19 protein-coding genes are annotated in these 16,224 nt (G+C 68.9%); 14 read left to right on the top strand and 5 right to left on the bottom strand.

Annotated elements, in window-relative coordinates; genetic code table 11:
* Window positions 1–139 precede the first annotated feature (139 nt).
* From H556_RS0114825 to H556_RS0114815, 3 genes are read left to right on the top strand one after another with little or no spacing between them, the layout of a single operon-like run.
* Entirely contained in the window at window positions 140–634 is a 495-nt protein-coding gene (locus H556_RS0114825; protein WP_024355192.1) for a Fur family transcriptional regulator, read from the top strand.
* 5 nt (window positions 635–639) lie between these two features.
* Complete coding sequence (locus H556_RS0114820; RefSeq protein WP_024355191.1) at window positions 640–1,527, top strand: alpha/beta fold hydrolase; 888 nt, start codon at window positions 640–642, stop codon at window positions 1,525–1,527.
* A 34-nt stretch (window positions 1,528–1,561) separates the two neighbouring features.
* The gene (locus H556_RS0114815; protein WP_024355190.1) at window positions 1,562–2,371 is read left to right on the top strand and encodes a hypothetical protein; all 810 of its coding nucleotides are present in this window, start codon (window positions 1,562–1,564) and stop codon (window positions 2,369–2,371) included.
* A 3-nt stretch (window positions 2,372–2,374) separates the two neighbouring features.
* Here the strand turns inward: H556_RS0114815 and H556_RS0114810 are convergent, their stop codons facing one another.
* Window positions 2,375–3,538: a kynureninase/PvdN C-terminal domain-containing protein gene (locus H556_RS0114810; RefSeq protein WP_024355189.1), complete on the bottom strand. Its 1,164-nt coding sequence runs from the start codon at window positions 3,536–3,538 to the stop codon at window positions 2,375–2,377.
* A 151-nt stretch (window positions 3,539–3,689) separates the two neighbouring features.
* The gene (secA, locus tag H556_RS0114805) at window positions 3,690–6,542 is read right to left on the bottom strand and encodes a preprotein translocase subunit SecA (RefSeq protein ID WP_024355188.1); all 2,853 of its coding nucleotides are present in this window, start codon (window positions 6,540–6,542) and stop codon (window positions 3,690–3,692) included.
* A 276-nt stretch (window positions 6,543–6,818) separates the two neighbouring features.
* Between secA and H556_RS0114800 the strand changes: the two genes are divergently transcribed.
* Genes H556_RS0114800 through H556_RS0114785 form a run of 4 tightly spaced genes read left to right on the top strand, consistent with a single transcriptional unit; the run spans window position 6,819 to window position 9,752 of the window.
* Window positions 6,819–7,751 (top strand): peptidylprolyl isomerase, encoded by a 933-nt coding sequence (locus tag H556_RS0114800; RefSeq protein WP_024355187.1) that lies wholly within the window; start codon window positions 6,819–6,821, stop codon window positions 7,749–7,751.
* A complete protein-coding gene (gene argJ, locus H556_RS0114795; RefSeq protein ID WP_024355186.1) occupies window positions 7,748–9,136 on the top strand; it encodes a bifunctional glutamate N-acetyltransferase/amino-acid acetyltransferase ArgJ in 1,389 nt (462 codons plus the stop codon). The genes H556_RS0114800 and argJ overlap by 4 nt, the downstream gene beginning before the upstream one ends.
* On the top strand, window positions 9,133–9,549 hold the full coding sequence (locus tag H556_RS0114790; RefSeq protein WP_024355185.1) for a (deoxy)nucleoside triphosphate pyrophosphohydrolase: 417 nt from the start codon (window positions 9,133–9,135) through the stop codon (window positions 9,547–9,549). The genes argJ and H556_RS0114790 overlap by 4 nt, the downstream gene beginning before the upstream one ends.
* 26 nt (window positions 9,550–9,575) lie before the next feature.
* Window positions 9,576–9,752, top strand: a complete 177-nt coding sequence (locus H556_RS0114785; RefSeq protein ID WP_024355184.1) for a Flp family type IVb pilin — start codon at window positions 9,576–9,578, stop codon at window positions 9,750–9,752.
* Between the two features lie 3 nt (window positions 9,753–9,755).
* On the opposite strand, the gene H556_RS0114780 is transcribed toward H556_RS0114785, so the two are convergent.
* Window positions 9,756–10,652, bottom strand: coding sequence for a methyltransferase domain-containing protein (locus H556_RS0114780; protein WP_024355183.1), 897 nt, complete (start codon window positions 10,650–10,652; stop codon window positions 9,756–9,758).
* On the opposite strand from H556_RS0114780, the gene H556_RS0114775 reads away from it, so the two are divergent.
* The 7 genes from H556_RS0114775 to H556_RS0114745 are packed head-to-tail and all read left to right on the top strand — an operon-like array spanning window position 10,651 to window position 14,847.
* The gene (locus H556_RS0114775; protein WP_024355182.1) at window positions 10,651–11,457 is read left to right on the top strand and encodes a ComF family protein; all 807 of its coding nucleotides are present in this window, start codon (window positions 10,651–10,653) and stop codon (window positions 11,455–11,457) included. The genes H556_RS0114780 and H556_RS0114775 overlap by 2 nt on opposite strands.
* Window positions 11,458–11,492: 35 nt before the next feature.
* Entirely contained in the window at window positions 11,493–11,750 is a 258-nt protein-coding gene (gene grxC / locus H556_RS0114770) for a glutaredoxin 3 (RefSeq protein ID WP_024355181.1), read from the top strand.
* Window positions 11,751–12,590 carry a carbon-nitrogen hydrolase family protein gene (locus H556_RS0114765; protein ID WP_024355180.1) on the top strand — a complete coding sequence of 280 codons (840 nt, stop codon included), beginning with the start codon at window positions 11,751–11,753 and terminating at the stop codon, window positions 12,588–12,590.
* On the top strand, window positions 12,587–13,030 hold the full coding sequence (locus H556_RS0114760) for a DUF1178 family protein (RefSeq protein WP_024355179.1): 444 nt from the start codon (window positions 12,587–12,589) through the stop codon (window positions 13,028–13,030). The genes H556_RS0114765 and H556_RS0114760 overlap by 4 nt, the downstream gene beginning before the upstream one ends.
* A 6-nt stretch (window positions 13,031–13,036) precedes the next feature.
* On the top strand, window positions 13,037–13,846 hold the full coding sequence (locus H556_RS0114755; RefSeq protein ID WP_024355178.1) for an AraC family transcriptional regulator: 810 nt from the start codon (window positions 13,037–13,039) through the stop codon (window positions 13,844–13,846).
* A 42-nt stretch (window positions 13,847–13,888) separates the two neighbouring features.
* Window positions 13,889–14,359 (top strand): DUF6265 family protein, encoded by a 471-nt coding sequence (locus H556_RS0114750; protein ID WP_024355177.1) that lies wholly within the window; start codon window positions 13,889–13,891, stop codon window positions 14,357–14,359.
* The gene (locus H556_RS0114745; RefSeq protein ID WP_081650968.1) at window positions 14,314–14,847 is read left to right on the top strand and encodes a GNAT family N-acetyltransferase; all 534 of its coding nucleotides are present in this window, start codon (window positions 14,314–14,316) and stop codon (window positions 14,845–14,847) included. The genes H556_RS0114750 and H556_RS0114745 overlap by 46 nt, the downstream gene beginning before the upstream one ends.
* Here H556_RS0114745 and H556_RS0114740 read toward each other — a convergent pair.
* Together H556_RS0114740 and ubiG are read right to left on the bottom strand one after the other, a co-directional pair.
* The gene (locus H556_RS0114740; RefSeq protein ID WP_024355175.1) at window positions 14,834–15,379 is read right to left on the bottom strand and encodes an AAA family ATPase; all 546 of its coding nucleotides are present in this window, start codon (window positions 15,377–15,379) and stop codon (window positions 14,834–14,836) included. The two genes, H556_RS0114745 and H556_RS0114740, sit on opposite strands and share 14 nt — an antisense overlap.
* Window positions 15,376–16,194, bottom strand: coding sequence for a bifunctional 2-polyprenyl-6-hydroxyphenol methylase/3-demethylubiquinol 3-O-methyltransferase UbiG (ubiG, locus tag H556_RS0114735; RefSeq protein ID WP_024355174.1), 819 nt, complete (start codon window positions 16,192–16,194; stop codon window positions 15,376–15,378). The genes H556_RS0114740 and ubiG overlap by 4 nt, the downstream gene beginning before the upstream one ends.
* Window positions 16,195–16,224: the final 30 nt, after the last annotated feature.

Raw genomic sequence — 16,224 nt, 5'->3', positions numbered from 1 at the left:
CTGAACAGAAAGGACGGTTCTTCTAGCCCAAGGCCGGGGCCGCCGCAAACGCCGCTGTTTGGCCACAATGAGCCCCGATCGAGCCTGCGGCGCGCGGTCCCGGTTGCGGCGCGGCTCCGGACCCCCTAGCTCTTAGCTCATGGGCGACGCCTGCGATCATGATCATATCGACAGCCGACCCGGCGCCGCCGAGGTCGAACGGGCGATCGCCGCCGTCGAGGCGCGGTTTTCGGCCGATGGCGACCGTATGACCGCCCCGCGCCGCCGCGTGCTTGAACTGCTGCTGTCGGCCGCCGAGCCGGTCAAGGCCTATGACCTGATCGCCCGCTATGGCGTCGATGGTCAGGCGGCCAAGCCGCCGACCGTCTATCGCGCCCTTGAGTTCCTTGAGAAGCGAGGTCTGGCCCACCGCATCGCCTCCATCAGCGCCTACGTCGCCTGCACGGCCGACGCCTGCGCGCCAGGCGGCCATGCGGCGGCCTTCCTGATCTGCGACTGCTGCGGCGCCACCGAAGAGGTGGCGGTCCCCGGCGCCGATGTGATCGCCCAAGCGGCCGCGAAGGCGGGCTATGCGATCGAGCGCACCACGATCGAAGGCCACGGCCGGTGCGGCGCCTGCCGCGTGGCGGCCTGAACTCGATGGACGCCCTGGCCCTGTCGGCGCCGCGCCGGATCAGCGTGCCGATCGACAATCGCTGGGGCGCGGGCGACATGGCCGTGCTGGACTTCGGCGATCCCAAGCGGCCGGTCGACCTGATCTTCGTCCACGCCAACGGCTTCAACGCCCTGACATACCGCTCCCTGCTACAGCCGCTGTCGGGCGCGCTGCGCATCTGGGCGCCGGATCTGCGCGGTCACGGCCGGACGCGTCTGCCCGCCCTTCCCGACGGCCGCCGCAGTTGGAAGGATCATCGCGACGACCTGATCTGCCTTCTGGAGGCGATCGACGGCCCGCCCGTCGCCCTGGCCGGCCATTCCATCGGCGGGACCAGCGGCCTGATGGCCGCCGCCGAGCGCCCGGATCGGGTCTCGCGTCTGTTGCTGCTCGATCCTGTCGTCTGGCGTCGCGAGATGGTGTGGGCGATGAACCTGCCGCTCGCCGGCCTGCTGTCCCAGCGCTTTCCCATCGTCGCCAACACCCTGCGCCGCCGGGCCCTGTTCGACAGCCGTGAACAGGCGATGAGCGCCTATCGCGGACGCGGCGCTTTCAAGGGCTGGCCGGACATGATGCTGGCCGACTATCTGGCCGACGGTCTCGTCGAGACGGATCGCGGGCTGGAGCTGGCCTGCGCTCCGGCCTGGGAGGCGTCCAACTACGCCGCACAGGCGCACGATCCCTGGCGGGCTCTGGCGAGCTATCCGGGCGCCGTGCGGATTCTCAAGGCTGAGACAGGGGCCTTGTGCGCCGTCGCGCCGTCGTCGCGCCGCCCGAATGTCGAGGTCGAGACCGTGGCGGGCGGCGGCCACCTGTTCCCCATGACCCATGTCGAGCTGACGCGCGACGCCCTGCTGGATCTGGCGGTCTGACAGCCGCGCCATTCGGTGCTAGGCCTTGGCGGCGATGACCTCCGCCGCCCTGAACCCATCCTCTCATACGGACTGGCCGCGCCTGCTGCTCGGGACGCTGATCGGCGTCGTGCTGGGTCTGCTGTTGCTCGGCGTGGTTCTGGCGGCCTGGTGGCTGGGCGTGGCGCGGCACGATCTTCAACGCCTGACGCCGCCTGAAGGGCTGGAGGCGCGGCTGGAGCAGGCGGCGGGTCCGGCGGCCTTCGGCCTGACATCCGTCTATGTCTACGACCCGGACGGCGCGGGGCGGGACTGGCTGGCGCAGACGGCGCCGCTATGGGAGGCGCAGGGGCATGAGGTCCGCGCCATCCCGGCCGGCGCCGATGAGGCGCTGGAGAAGGATCTGGCTCGCCTGGCCCAACGCTGGGCCGAGCCGCCGCGCCGACCGCTGATCCTGTGGCGCGAGGGCGAGGATCTGGTTCTGTGCCGGTGCGACAGTCCCCGCGCGCGAACACAGGCGCGTCAGGCGCTTGAGGCCTCGTCGCCTGACGCGGAAGCCGTGCTGACCGCCCCGGCTGCGCCGCCGCCCGCGCGCCGCCCGCGCCTGCCGCCTGCACCGAAATATCCGACGCTGGGCCCGCCGCCGAAAGCCGAGGCGAGCGCGCCCCCGCCGCCAGCAGCCGCCGCGCCGACCCCACGCGCGACCCCGACGCCACGACTGCCGGGCGATCCGGCGCCGTCGACTTCCGCACCGGCCGCGCGGGCGACGCCGCCTGCCTCAGCTGCGGCGCCCCGCCGCGAGCGTCAACCGCGCCGTACCGATCCGCCCGAGGCTCGCCGCGACGCCGACAGCCTGTTCTTCTAAGATTTAGTCCAGCCGGGCGCAGGCGTGGATCAGCCGCTCCACGTCTTCCTCGCTCTGATACATGCTGAAGCCGAAGCGGATGACGTCGTCGCGCACATCAGCGATGACGTTCATCTCCTGCAGGGCCGTCTTCCAGCGCGGAGCGTCGGCGTGGCGAAGGGCCAGGAAGCGGGCGCGGGGAGCATCGCCGTCGACCGGGTTCAGGATGTCGGCCTGTGACAGGCCGCCCGCTTCTCCGCCTTCAATCGCCGCCTGGAACCGCGCCTGAAGGCCGCGCGCGTGGTCGGCGATCATCGCTGTGGTCAGACCATGCTGATCCAGCATCTCACGCACGGCGTTGAAACGGTAAAGTGCGCTGGCGTCGAAGGTGGCGCCCCAGAACCGGCCGCCGTCGGTGCGGTACTGAACCCCGCCGGGCGGGCCTTCCAGATGGCCGAACTCGGCGAACCAGCCGGTCACGACGGGGCGCGGCCCGAAGCCGGGCGGGGCGTGCAGGAAGCAGGCGCCTTCACCCGCCATGGCGTACTTATAGCCGCCCGCCAGATAGAAGATCTTGTCCGCCACAGTCGACAGGTCGGTCGGCGTCGCCATGAAGCCGTGATAGCCGTCCACGACGACCCACGGCCCCGCCGGGTCGGCCAGTTCCGCCAGTTCGGCGATGCGATCGAACAGGCCGCCGGTACGGAAGAAGACCTGGCTGACGAAGATCAGGTCGTGCCCGCCCGCCTGCGCCGCCGCGACGAACCGCTCGGCGAATGTCTCGAACGGGGCCAGGGGCACGCGGGTGACGACGGCCTGACCGGCCTCTTCCCAGCGTTCCGACTGGCGGCGGAAGGAGTGGAACTCGCCGTCGGTGGCCAGGATGCGCACGGGCGCCTTGTCGACCGCTGAGACGATGCGCAGCAGGATCTCATGGGTGTTTGGTGCGAAAATCAGGCTGTCGCGAGAGGGCAGGCTTAGCTCGCGCGCGACGTGTCCCTGAGCCTCGGGGATGACCTCGCCGAAGATCAGGTCCCATTTGCGATCGGCGAAACGGTTGGCCTCGGCCCAGGCCCGGACCTGGCCGTCGAAACTGGCGTCAGGCCACAGGTGGTGGCTGTGGGCGGCGAAATGCAGGCGCTCGGGATCAAGACCGAGCGCGCGCGAGAACAGGGGCTTGTAGTTCATGAGGGCAGGCTAACGCGCATGACGGGCCGCGTCACCGGCCAAAGAAAAAGGCGGGCCGCCTGCGCGAACCCGCCTCTCTCAACTCAGTCTTCGGCGCTCAAGCAGCGAGCGACCGCGGCGCGAGCGTAGCGCCGCGCGCGTCAGCGCGCCCTTAAATCAAGCTGCCGTGGCAGTGCTTGAACTTGCGGCCCGAGCCGCAGGGGCAGTCGGCGTTGCGGCTGGTGCGCTCCCAGTCGGCGGGCAGGGCCTCGACCGGCAGTTTCGAACGATCATCGCCGGTCAGCATGCCTTCCGGGTTCTGGGCCATAGGGTTGGCCATCTCGTTCTCGCCGGTGCCGGGATTCAGGTGGATTTCCTGGAACTCGGGCATTTCCATCGGCGGCGGCGCCTGGAACTGGAACTCGACCGTCATCAGCCAGCGCGTGACGTTGTGGCGCAGGTCGTGCAGCAGCGTCTCGAACAGGTTGAAGGCTTCGGTCTTGTATTCGTTCAGCGGGTCGCGCTGGCCGTAACCGCGCAGGCCGATGACGCCGCGCAGGTGATCCAGATGGACTAGGTGCTCGCGCCACTGCATGTCGATCATCTGCAGCATGAACTGCTTTTCGAGGCCGCGCGTCTGATCGGCGCCGATCAGTTCCAGACGCTCGGCGGCGCGGGCGTCGGCGGCGACGGTGATGCGCTCTTCGATCTCTTCGTTCGAGACGCCTTCTTCGGCGGCCCAGTCATGCAGGGGCAGTTCCAGGCCCAGCGTCGAGCGGACCTTTTCGTCCAGGCCGTCGATGTCCCACTGCTCGGCATAGGCCTTGGGCGGCATATAGCGTTCGACCAGGTCGTTGATCACGTCGCTGCGGAAATCGGCGACCAGTTCCGACAGGTCGGTGGAGTCCATGAACTCCTGGCGCTGTTCGAACACGGCCTTGCGCTGATCGTTCACGACGTCGTCGTACTTCAGCACGTTCTTGCGCATGTCGTAGTTGCGGGCTTCGACGCGCTTCTGGGCCGTCTCGACGGCGCGGTTCAGCCAGGGGTGGCTGATGGCCTCGCCCTCGGCCACGCCGAACTGGCGCATGATGGCGTCCAGGCGGTCGCCGGCGAAGATGCGCAGCAGGTCGTCTTCACACGACAGGTAGAATTTCGAGGTGCCGGGGTCGCCCTGACGGCCGGTCCGGCCGCGCAGCTGGTTGTCGATGCGGCGGCTTTCGTGGCGCTCGGTGCCCAGGACGAACAGGCCCCCGGCGAGCAGGGCCTTTTCCCGGGCGGCGGCGATCTCGGCCTTGAACTCGGTTTCCTTGTCGGCCAGCGCCTCGGGCGGGACCTCCATCGCCATGTTGCGCTGTTCCTGAACCCAGCGCTGGATACGCATGTCCAGGTTGCCGCCCAGCTGGATGTCGGTGCCGCGGCCGGCCATGTTGGTGGCGATGGTCACCGCGTGCGGCAGGCCCGCTTCAGCGACGATGTAGGCTTCCTGCTCGTGCTGGCGCGCGTTCAGGACGTTGTGCGGGATGCCGCGGCCGGTGACGTATTCGACATCATAGGCCAGGTCGCCGACCTTCTGGGCTTCCTTCTCGCGGCCTTCGTATTCGGGCTTCACCTTGCGCGAAACCTCGACCTGATAGTCGTAGGTTTTCAGCAGGTCGGACAGTTCTTCGGACTTCTCGATCGACACCGTGCCGACCAGGATCGGCTGGCCGCGGACATAGCAGTCGGCGATCTGGGCGGCGATGGCGCGGTTCTTCTCGGCGAAGGTGCGGTAGACCTCGTCGTCGTAGTCCTTGCGCAGGATCGGACGGTTGGTCGGCACTTCCAGGACGTCCATCTTGTAGATGTCGAGGAATTCCTGGGCCTCGGTCGCGGCGGTGCCGGTCATGCCGGACAGCTTTTCGTAGAGGCGGAAGTAGTTCTGGATGGTTACCGAGGCCAGGGTCTGGTTCTCGGGCATGATCTTGACGTCTTCCTTGGCCTCGATGGCCTGGTGAAGACCTTCGGACAGACGACGGCCCGTCATCATGCGGCCGGTGAATTCGTCGATCAGGACGATCTCGCCGTCCTTGATGATGTAGTCCTTGTCGCGCTGATAAAGGGTGTTGGCGCGCAGGGCCTGGTTGACGTGGTGGACCAGGCTGACATTGGCCGGGTCGTACAGGTCGACGGTGTCCTCGGCGAAGTGGCCGCCTTCCTCCAGCACCTGCTCCATGCGTTCCGAGCCCAGCTCGGTCAGCAGGGCCTGGCGCTGCTTCTCGTCGAGGTCGTAGGTGTCCTTGTCCTTGACCAGTTCCTTCACCAGGGCGTCGACGATCTTGTACAGGTCCGAGCGGTCTTCGGTCGGGCCCGAGATGATCAGCGGCGTGCGCGCCTCGTCGATCAGGATGGAGTCGACTTCGTCGACGATGGCGAAGTGGTGGCCGCGCTGCACCATCTCGCGACGGTCGTAAACCAGGTTGTCGCGCAGATAGTCGAAGCCGAATTCGTTGTTGGTGCCGTAGGTGATGTCGGCCTGATAGGCCATCTGGCGCTGACCCTGCGACAGGCCGTTGACGATGACGCCGACCTCAAGGCCCAGGAAGCGGTAGACCTTGCCCATGGTCTCGGCGTCGCGCCGGGCCAGGTAGTCGTTGACGGTGACGACGTGGACGCCTTTTCCCGCCAGGGCGTTCAGATAGACCGGGGCCACGGCCACCAGGGTCTTGCCTTCGCCGGTCCGCATCTCGGCGATGCCGCCTTCGTGCAGGATCATGCCGCCGGCCATCTGCACGTCGTACTGACGCTGGCCCAGCACGCGCTTGGAGGCTTCGCGCACGACGGCGAAGGCCTCGTTCTGCAGCTTGTCCAGGCTTTCGCCGGCTTCGACGCGATCCCGGAAGGTCTGCGTCATCATGCGCAGTTCGTCGTCAGAGAAGGCCTCGAACTTGGGTTCAAGGGCGTTGATCTTCTGGACCTGGGCCTGGAAGGCCTTGACCTTGCGGTCGTTGGAGGAACCGAGAAGTTTCTTGGCGAAGCCGAGCATGGGCGATCCGGGTCAGGCGGTCGAGCGGCTGAAGGCTCTGAGAAAGACAGGTTTCGCCCGGTCGGGAGGCCGCGATCACGCCAGCCCCAGGCCTTCCCTGCAGTCAGGGCGCGCGAAGGGCCGCGCATACGATCGAAAATCCCTCGACTTGGGCGCAGGCGGGACTTAAGCACCGCCCTTACCCCTGTCAACGCGAGGGCCTTTTTAAGGCGGCGCCGCGCAGGCGCGAACGGTCGCCCCGGCGACCTGTCCCCAGACCCTTGCCCGGAGCGTCCGATGCGAGCGCGGCGTCCCCTCACAAGCCTGTTTCTGGTCGTCGCCGTCGGGCTGGCGATGGGCGTGGCCGCCTGTGGGCGGGGCGGCGACGAGGCTGCGCCGGAAAAGAACGACCGGGTGGTGGCCAAGGTCAACGACCGCGCCGTCTGGGCCTCGGACGTGCGGCGCGAGGCGGTGGCGCAAGGGCTGATCGGCGAGGACGATCCTCTCGATGTCTCCTCCGAACTGTTCCGCCGGGTGATGGACGAGGTGGTGGATCAGAAGCTTCTGGCCGCCGAGGCCGAGCGTCGCGGACTGGATTCCAGCCCGGCCGCCCAGCGTCGCCTGCAGGCTGTGCGTGAACGCATTCTGGGCGACATGCTGGTGGAAAAGGTGGTCTCCGGCGCTGTTTCGGAACAGGCGGTCGAACGCCTCTACGCCGAGCAGCAGCGTCTGGCGCGCGCCACCGAAGAAGTCCGCGTGCGGCTGATCCTGGCGCCGACCAAGGAGCAGGCCGACGCCGTTCTGGGCGTGCTGGGGCAGGGGGCGGCGTTCGAGGCCGTAGCCGCTCAACGCTCCATCGACGACGCCACACGCTATTCCGGCGGCGATCTGGGCTATTCGACGCTGGACGTTCTGCCGGGGGCCTATGCGACGGCCCTGCAGGGCAAGACGCCGGGTCAGGTCGTCGGCCCGATCCAGACCGAGACCGGCTGGGCCGTGCTCAAGGTCGAGGACCGACGCGTCGAGACGCCGCCGACGCTGGAGCAGGCCCGGCCGCAGATTGTCCGATATCTGACCTATGAAGGCGTGCGCCAGTTGCTGGAGCAACTTCGCGGCAAGGCCGAGGTCGAAATCAGCCTGAATGACGCGAAGGCGCCGCCGCCCGCCGTCGCCGTCGCTGCGCCCGTCGATAAAGTCACCGTTCCTCCCCCCGCCGGAAACGCCCCATGAGCCAGCCGCCGTCCAAGTCCGCCTCGACCGGCAAGAAGATCGAAACCGCCATCGAAAAGGCGCTGGACCCGTTGGCGTCGGCCCTAAAGCGCGCGGCCCAGTCGGCCGGCTCGACGCCGTCCAAGGCCTCGGCGCCGGGCAAGCCGGGCCTGATGATTTCGCCGCTGGCCGTGCCCTTTCCGGCCATCGCGCCGATCGGCGGGGTCGAGATCGCGACCGCGCGCGCGGGCTTCTACAAGCATGAGCGCGACGATCTGGTGGTCTTTCACTTTCCCGAAGGCGCGTCGTGCGCGGGCGTCTTCACCCGGCACAAGGTCGGCTCGGCCCCCGTCGACTGGTGCAAGCGCCAGCTGGACGCCGACAAGGGCGGCGAAGAGGTTCGGGCGCTGATCGTCAACGCCGGCTGCGCCAACGCCTTCACCGGCAAGGCGGGCGCCGATGCGGCGCGTCGCACGGCGTCGGAGTTCGCCAAACGCTTCGGTTGCCGCCAGCGGGACGTCATGCTGGCCTCGACCGGCGTCATCGGCGTGGTGCTGGACGACAAGAAGATCACCGCCCGCCTGCCCGAGGTTCAGGCCGGTCTGAAAGCCGACAACTGGGCCAGGGCCAGCCTGGGCATCATGACCACGGACACCTTCCCCAAGGGCTCCTACGCCGAGTGCGAGATCGAGGGCGTCAAGGTGAAGATCGCCGGGGTCGCCAAGGGCTCCGGCATGATCGCGCCGGACATGGCGACCATGCTGGCCTTCATCGTCACCGACGCCGACATCGCCCCGCCGGTGCTGAAGGCCCTGCTGAACCTGCACGTCCGCACCACCTTCAACAGCGTCACCGTAGACGGCGACACCTCCACCAACGACACGGCCCTGCTGTTCGCCACGGGCGCGTCCGGCGCGCCGCGCATCGGCCGCGTCGGCGACCGCCGCCTGAAGGAATTCTCGGCCGCGCTGGACGCCGTCATGCTCGATCTGGCTCACCAGCTGGTCAAGGACGGCGAGGGCGCGACCAAGTTCGTCAAGGTGACGGTCGAGGGCGCCGCTTCGCCCGCCTCGGCGCGCAAACTGGCCAAGTCGATCGCCGACAGCCCGCTGGTCAAGACCGCCATCGCGGGCGAGGACGCCAACTGGGGCCGCATCGTCATGGCTGTGGGCAAGACGGAGGAGGCGGTCGACCGCGACCGTCTGGCCATCCGCTTCGGTCCCCACGTCGCCGCCGTCGACGGCGCGCCGTCGCCTGACTACGACGAGGCGGTCATGAGCGCCTATATGAAGAACGACGAGATCGACATCACCGTTCATGTCGGCTCGGGGCGCGCCTCCGCTACCGTCTGGACCTGCGACCTGACCAAGCGCTACATTGAGATCAACGGAGACTACCGCTCGTGAGCGAGACGCCCGCCGTTCCCACCGTCCTCGTCGTCGCCGTCGCCCTGATTGATCCAGACGGCCGGGTGCTGATCGCCAAACGCCCCGAGGGCAAGCAGTTGGCGGGTCTGTGGGAATTCCCCGGCGGCAAGGTCGAGCCGGGCGAACGGCCCGAGACGGCCCTGATCCGCGAGCTGAAGGAAGAACTGGGCATCGACGTGAAGGAGGCCTGCCTGGCCCCCTTCGTGTTTACCAGTCACGCTTACGAATCGTTTCACCTGTTGATGCCACTATATCTGTGCCGGCGCTGGTCCGGCGTGGTCGAGGCGCGCGAGCATGCGGGCCTGGCCTGGGTGAAGCGTGACAAGCTGTCGGCCTACCCCATGCCTCCGGCCGATGAACCGCTGATCGCCTGGTTGCGCGATCTGCTCTGACGGGCCGACGACAGGGGAGGCCGGGCGTGAAGGGTTTCATCCACCGGCTGCTCCGCGACGAAGGCGGCGCCACCGCTGTCGAATACGGCCTGATCTGCGGCCTGATCGGCATGGTGGTCCTGGCCGCGCTCGGCGCCTTCTCCGGGCGGATGGAAGTGATTTACGGCAAGGTCAGCCAGTTCGTGCTCGCCGCCGGAAGCTGACGGTCAGCCTTCCTCGCCGGTCTGCTCCCTGACGCCCAACGCATCGGCCAGACGCGTCTTTGCCGAGCCGCGCCTGGCGGGCTTCTGTTGGCTCTCGTGCGGCGCCCACCCGGCCAGGTGAACCATTTCGAAGGTGGCGGGGATGCGTCCGTCCGCCTCGGCGTGGCGCTCGGCGTAGAGCTGGGCCGCGCGAGCCAGCACGGCGCGGCTCAGCGGTCGAATGGGCCCGGCCAGCACATTGGTCTCGCCCATCGCCCGCAGGTCGCGCATCAGGGCGAAGGGGTCGCCATAGCGCACGGTCACCCGGTCCACGTCCGTCACCGGCAGGGCGAACCCGGCCCGTTGCAGCAGGGCCGCCCCGTCGAAGCCGTCGGCGAAGGGCGAGACGCGCGCCTGGGCGCCGCCGTTGACCTCCAGCTCCGCCTCGGTCAGCACGCCGCGCAACTCCTTCAGCGTCGCCGCCCCGAACAGGCTGGCGACGAACAGACCGTCCGGCTTCAGCGCCCGGCGGATCTGGCTCAGCGCGCCCGGCAGGTCGTTGGCCCAGTGCAGGCCCAGCAGGTTGACGATCAGATCGGCTGATCCGTCCTCCAGCCCCAGCGGCCCCGCGCCGGGCGCGGCGCGTTCGGCCGTCGAGCCGACAGCACGGACCTCAGCCACCCGTTCGCGCGCCGGGCTGTCGGCCAGGGCGCGGGCGAAGACGCCGGGGTGGGGCGACAGGTCGACGGGCGTCTGAAACTCGCGCAGGATCACTTCGAGGCTGTTCACCGCATTGTCGGCGGCGCGCAGATGCAGGAAATCGGCGTCGGGGAAGTGTCGCTCGGCGCGGCTCAGACGCGCGGCGCGGCGGGCGGCGTCGAAGATGATCGGGGGACCGGAGGAGGGAGAGGGGGCGCTCATGTCGGTTCAGGATGGGGGCTGGCGAGGTCGATTGAAAGGCGTGAGCTCGCCTTTAGCATCCGGCGCGCGCCATGCGGGCCGGGGTCTGCTGGATATTCTGCTGCCGCCGCTCGCTCACGACAGCCGCGAGGCGGCGGCTTCTGCGGGCCTGTCGCCCGACGCCTGGAGCCGGGTGGCCTTTCTGGAGGCGCCGGTATGCGACGGCTGCGGCGCGGCGTTCGAATATGACGGCGGCGACTTCGCGGCGGACCGGTGCGCGGCCTGCGCGACCAGTCCCTACGCCTTTGACCGGGCGCGGGCGGCCTGCGTCTATGACGAGGCGTCGCGCGGGATCATCCTGAAGTTCAAGCACGGCGACCAGCAGCAGTTCGCCCCCCTGTTCGCCCGCTGGATCAGCCGCGCGGCGGCGCCCCTGATCGAGACGGCGGACGCCGTGGTCCCCGTGCCCCTGCACCGCGCCCGCCTGTTGTCGCGCCGTTTCAATCAGGCTGCCGAGATCGCCCGGCCGCTGGCCCGCGCGGCGCGGCTCGACTATCTGCCTGACGCCCTGATCCGCCCCCTGCCGACCGCCAGCCAGGGCGGCAAGTCCGCGCGCGGACGGCAGCTGAACGTCAAGGCGGCCTTCGCCGTGACCGAGGCCGGGCGCAGGCGCATCAAGGGGCGACGCTTGCTTCTGATCGACGACGTGCTGACCACGGGCGCCACGGCCGAGGCCTGCGCGCGGGTCTTGCTGGAGGCGGGAGCGCGCGCCGTGGACCTGGCCGTCATCGCGAGGGTGAAAAACGCGCGCGAACCGCTTAAGTGAAGGGAAGTCTTCCCCTCAGCCTTCAGGAGCTCCCCTTGGCCGAAGTCGTTCTCTACACCAAACCCGGCTGCCCCTACTGCATCCGCGCCATGGCCCTGCTGGACCGCAAGGGCGCGGCCTATACCAACATCGTCGCCTCCAACGACCCGGAGAAGAAGGCCGAGATGGTCGAGCGCTCGGGCGGCGCCGCCACCTTCCCGCAGATCTTCATCGACGGAAAACACGTCGGCGGCTCGGACGACATCCACGCCCTGGACCGCAAGGGCGAGCTGGACGCCCTGCTGGCGGCTTAAATGACCGACACGCTCGACATGGCGCTGATCCAGACGCGGACGCCGGCGACGGCGGCCGCAGGGCTGGCGCATGTCGAGCCCCTGATCCGTCAGGCGGCGGCCGGAGGCGCGCAACTGATTCTGACGCCCGAGGGGACCAATTTCCTCGAACAGCGCCGGGCTTTGCGCGACGCCGCCCTGTCGGACGAGGGCGCCGATCCCGCCGTCGCCGGGCTCAAGGCCCTGGCCGCCGAGCTGGGCGTCTGGCTGCTGGTCGGCTCGGCCATCGTCCGTTCGGGCGTGGCGGACGATCCGCGCGCCGCCAACCGGTCACTGCTGATCGACCCCAGCGGGGCGATCACGGCGCGCTATGACAAGCTGCATGTCTTCGACGTCGACCTGCCGGGCGGCGAGACCTATCGCGAAAGCGCCTCGATCAGGCCGGGCGAGGCGGCGGTGGTCGCCGATACCCCTTGGGGCGGTCTGGGCCTGACCATCTGCTACGATCTGCGGTTCCCGCACCTGCACCGCGCCCTGGCTAAGGCGGGCGCCGGCCTGATCGCCGTTCCCGCGGCCTTCACCCGCCCGACCGGCGAGGCGCACTGGGAGACCTTGCTGCGCGCGCGCGCCATCGAGACGGGCGCCTTCGTGCTGGCGCCAGCCCAGGGCGGCACGCATGAGGACGGCCGCCAGACCTGGGGCCGCTCTGTGGTCATCGGGCCGTGGGGCGAGGTCATCGCCCGCTTCGACCACGATGAACCGGGCGTCCTGCACGCCCGGCTGGACCTTCAGGCCGTGGAGAAGGCGCGCGCCAGCGTGCCCGCCCTGCGCCATGACCGCGACTTCGACCTGCCCCTATGATCCGTTACGCCCTCTCCTGCGACCAAGACCACGGCTTCGAGGCTTGGTTCGGCTCCTCGTCCGACTACGACGATCAGGCGGCGCGCGGCCTGGTCGAATGCCCCTTTTGCGGCTCGACGGCCGTGAGAAAGCAGATCATGGCCCCGGCCGTCTCCGGCACGAAGAAGACCGCGCCCGACGCCCTGAAACCTGAAGCTCTGAAGCAGATGCAGTCGATGATGATGCAGGCGGCGCGTGAGGTGCGGGACCATGTCCAGCAGAATTTCGACTACGTCGGCGACGCCTTCGCCCGCGAGGCCCGCGACATCCACGAGGGCCGCTCTGAAAAGCGCGAAATCTACGGCGAGGCCACCCCCGCCGAGGTGAAGAAGCTGAAGGACGACGGCGTGCCCTGCGCCCCGCTGCCCAGCCTGCCGCCCGACCCCAAGAAGGCGAACTGACCGCAGATGGGGGAGGGGGAGCGTTACAAGGAATTCGCCCCGCCCGACGCCTTGAGGCCTTTCGTGCGTCTGCTGTGGACCTACGCCGCGCCGCGCCCCAGCGGCGGGGTGCAGCGTATCGCGCCGGACGGCTGTCCTGAACTGATCGTCGATCTGGCCGCCCCCTATGAGGAGCAGGACGTCGACGGCGTCTTCCGCCTTCAGCCGTCGGTGATCTTCGCCGGTCAGATGACCCGGCCCATGGCCATTCGTCCAGTGGGGCCGGTCGAGATCGTCGCCGCCAAGTTCGAGCCGGACGGCGCGCGGGAGTTTCTCGGCCGCCCCCTGATCGAGGCGACGGACCAACGGCTGGACCTCGTGGCCCGGCTGGACGGTTTCACGGCGCCGCCGGGCGATCCGGCGGGGCAGGCCGCCGCACTGGGCGCCTGGCTGGAGAATCAGCGCGGAGCGAGCGATTGGCGCATTGACCCTGCCGTTCGCGCCCAGGTCGCCGCCGCCGAGAGCGATCTTGAGGGGCCGCCTTTGAGTCCCGCCGAGCGCCGCGCCCTGCAACGCCGGTTCCGCGATCGCGTCGGCGTGGCGCCGCGCACCCTGCGCTCGGTCTTCCGCTTTCGCCGCATCTTCGATCATGCGATGGGCGAGGAGGCCGACGCGGCCTCCTGGCTGGAGGCGGGTCTGGCCGCAGGCTATTTCGACCAGCCGCAGATGGCGCGCGACTTCCGTCGCTTCCTGGGCTGCACCGCCACTGCCTGGGCGCGCGAACAGGCAGAGTTGGCGCGACGGCTGGCGTCGCATTCCTACAAGCCTGCGCCGTGAGGGCGGCGTAACCTTCCTCCGTCCTTGTGGAGGGAAGAACCCATGTCCGTTTCCAGCCTGCTGGCCGCCGCCCTGTTGCAGACCGCCGCGCCTGCGCCCGACCTGTCGTGGCTGGCGGGCTATTGGCTGGACTGCTCCGGCGGGCGCGAGGCGTCCGAGACCTGGAGCGACCCGCGCGCGGGGCTGATCGTCGGCCACTCGGTGACTGTGCGCAATGGCCGCAGCGGCTTCGAGAGCGCGCGCATCGCCCCCATGAAGGACGGCGGCCTGGCCTATTTCGCCCAGCCCGACGGGGCGCCCGCGACCTCCTTCCGTCTGATCGACAGCGGCCCGCAGCGGGCGGTTTTCGCCAATCCGGACAACGACTTTCCGCACCGCATCATCTATGAACGCCCCGACGGCCCTTTGGGGGAGATACTGACCGCCCGGATCGAAGGGGCGGACGACGACGAGAACCGGAGCGTGCAATGGCGATTCAACAGGGCGGAGCTGAACGCCCGCTGTCCCCTCTGACCTGGCGGGCCATGACGCCGGACGACCTCGACGGCGTGGTCGCGGTGGCCCAGCTGTCCTTCCCCGACCATCCGGAAGAGCGCGCCTGCTTCGCCAACCGTCTGCAGTTGTACCCCGAGGGCTGCTTCGTGCTCGCCGCCGATGACGGATCGATCATGGGCTATCTGGTGGCCTATCCGTGGGTGCTGAACGCCGCCCCGGCGCTGAACGTGCTGATCGACGCCATCCCCGCCGAGGCCGAGGTGGTTTATCTGCACGATCTGGCCCTGCACCCCTACACGCGCGGCGGCGGCCACACCCGGCCCGTGGTCGAGCGTCTGGCCGAACAGGCTAGAGCGGCGGGCTGGCCGTCGGTGGCGCTGGTCGCGGTCAACGACGCATCAAGCTTCTGGGCGCGCAACGGTTTCGAGGTTCAGAACCCGCCGGGCATGGCCGAGAAGCTGGCGAGCTACGGCGACGACGCCCGCTATATGGTCAGGCCGCTGTAAGCGACTTCAGCACGAAGGCCAGGCGCTCGGCGACGGGCGCCCTGGGCAGCTCAATCAGTTGATAGCCGAAGCGCGGATAGGTCTCGGCCATGGCGTCGAAGGTGCGGCGGGCTTCGTCCAGATCCTGTTTGCGCTCGGCGTCCTGGCCGAAGATCTCGGGCCAGACCGGGGCGATGAAGACGCGCCGGTCATAGCGGATGTCTTGCGCGGCCCGCTCCATATGGGCCGGCATCGGCAGGCCGCACAGCATCAGATAGCCCACCACGTCCGGAACGCCGCGATCGAAGAAGACGGGCCCGTCTGCGCCCCCTACGCGGGCGTGGGCCTCAAGCTCCCGGTCCAGCATCAGTTCGGCGAACAGGGCCTGATCCTTCCACGGCAGGGCCTCGCCGTCGATGGCCTGCTGGCGGCGGATGATGGCGCGCCCGGCCTCGGGCATAGTCGCATGGCCCGACGCCGCCAGCGCCTCCAGCAAGGTTGTCTTGCCCGAGCCGGGACCGCCGGTCAGGACGATGCGGCGCGGGCCGATCATGCGTCGCGGGTCGCCATCATCATGTAGTTGATGCCCACGTCGTCGCCCTCGCTCCAGCGATCGTTCAGCGGATCATAGGCCAGACCATAGGGACCGGTGACGGTCAGGGGTTCGCCGTCCAGCATGGCGCGCAGTTCGTCGGGCTTGAGGAACTGACGCCAGTCGTGGGTGCCCGCCGGGACCCAGCGCAGCACATATTCCGCCGCGACCTTGCCCAGCAGCAGCCCCTTCAGCGTGCGGTTCAGGGTGGCGACGATCATCATGCCGCCCGGCTTGATGAGTTTCGAGCAGGCGCGAATGAAGGCCTCCGGATCAGCGACGTGCTCGATCACCTCCATCGTCAGCACCACGTCGAACGGACCGGCGCCCGCTTCCACCATCTGCTCCACCGTGGCGGCGCGATAGGCGATGTCCAGACCGACCTGATCGGCGTGGGCGCGGGCGGTGCCGATGTTCTCGGACGAGGCGTCGATGGCCGTGACCTCAAAGCCCATGCGCCGCATCGGTTCGGCGATCAGGCCGCCGCCGCAGCCGATGTCGATCAGGCTGAGGCCGTCGAACGGCGCGCGCGCCTTTACGTCGCGATCAAAGTGCTCCGCCGCCCGGTCGCGCACGAATTTCAGTCGCGCGGGATTGAAGCGATGCAGGGGGGCGAAGGGGCCTTTGGGGTCCCACCACTCCGCCGCCTGGGCCGAAAAGCGCGCCACATCGGCAGGATCAATGCTCGGCCCTTCGGCACGATCGGTAGCAAAGGGTGAAAAACCCTCTTCGCTTTGGGGTTTGCGCGGATCGAGGCTGTCGTTAGAAGCGGGCATGGGCTCAGGCATGGACCGCCTTCGCCCGCC

Origin of the sequence: Brevundimonas naejangsanensis DSM 23858, assembly GCF_000421705.1 — a bacterium.
Classification (GTDB): domain Bacteria; phylum Pseudomonadota; class Alphaproteobacteria; order Caulobacterales; family Caulobacteraceae; genus Brevundimonas; species Brevundimonas naejangsanensis.
This window is presented reverse-complemented; position numbering and strand designations above follow the sequence as displayed.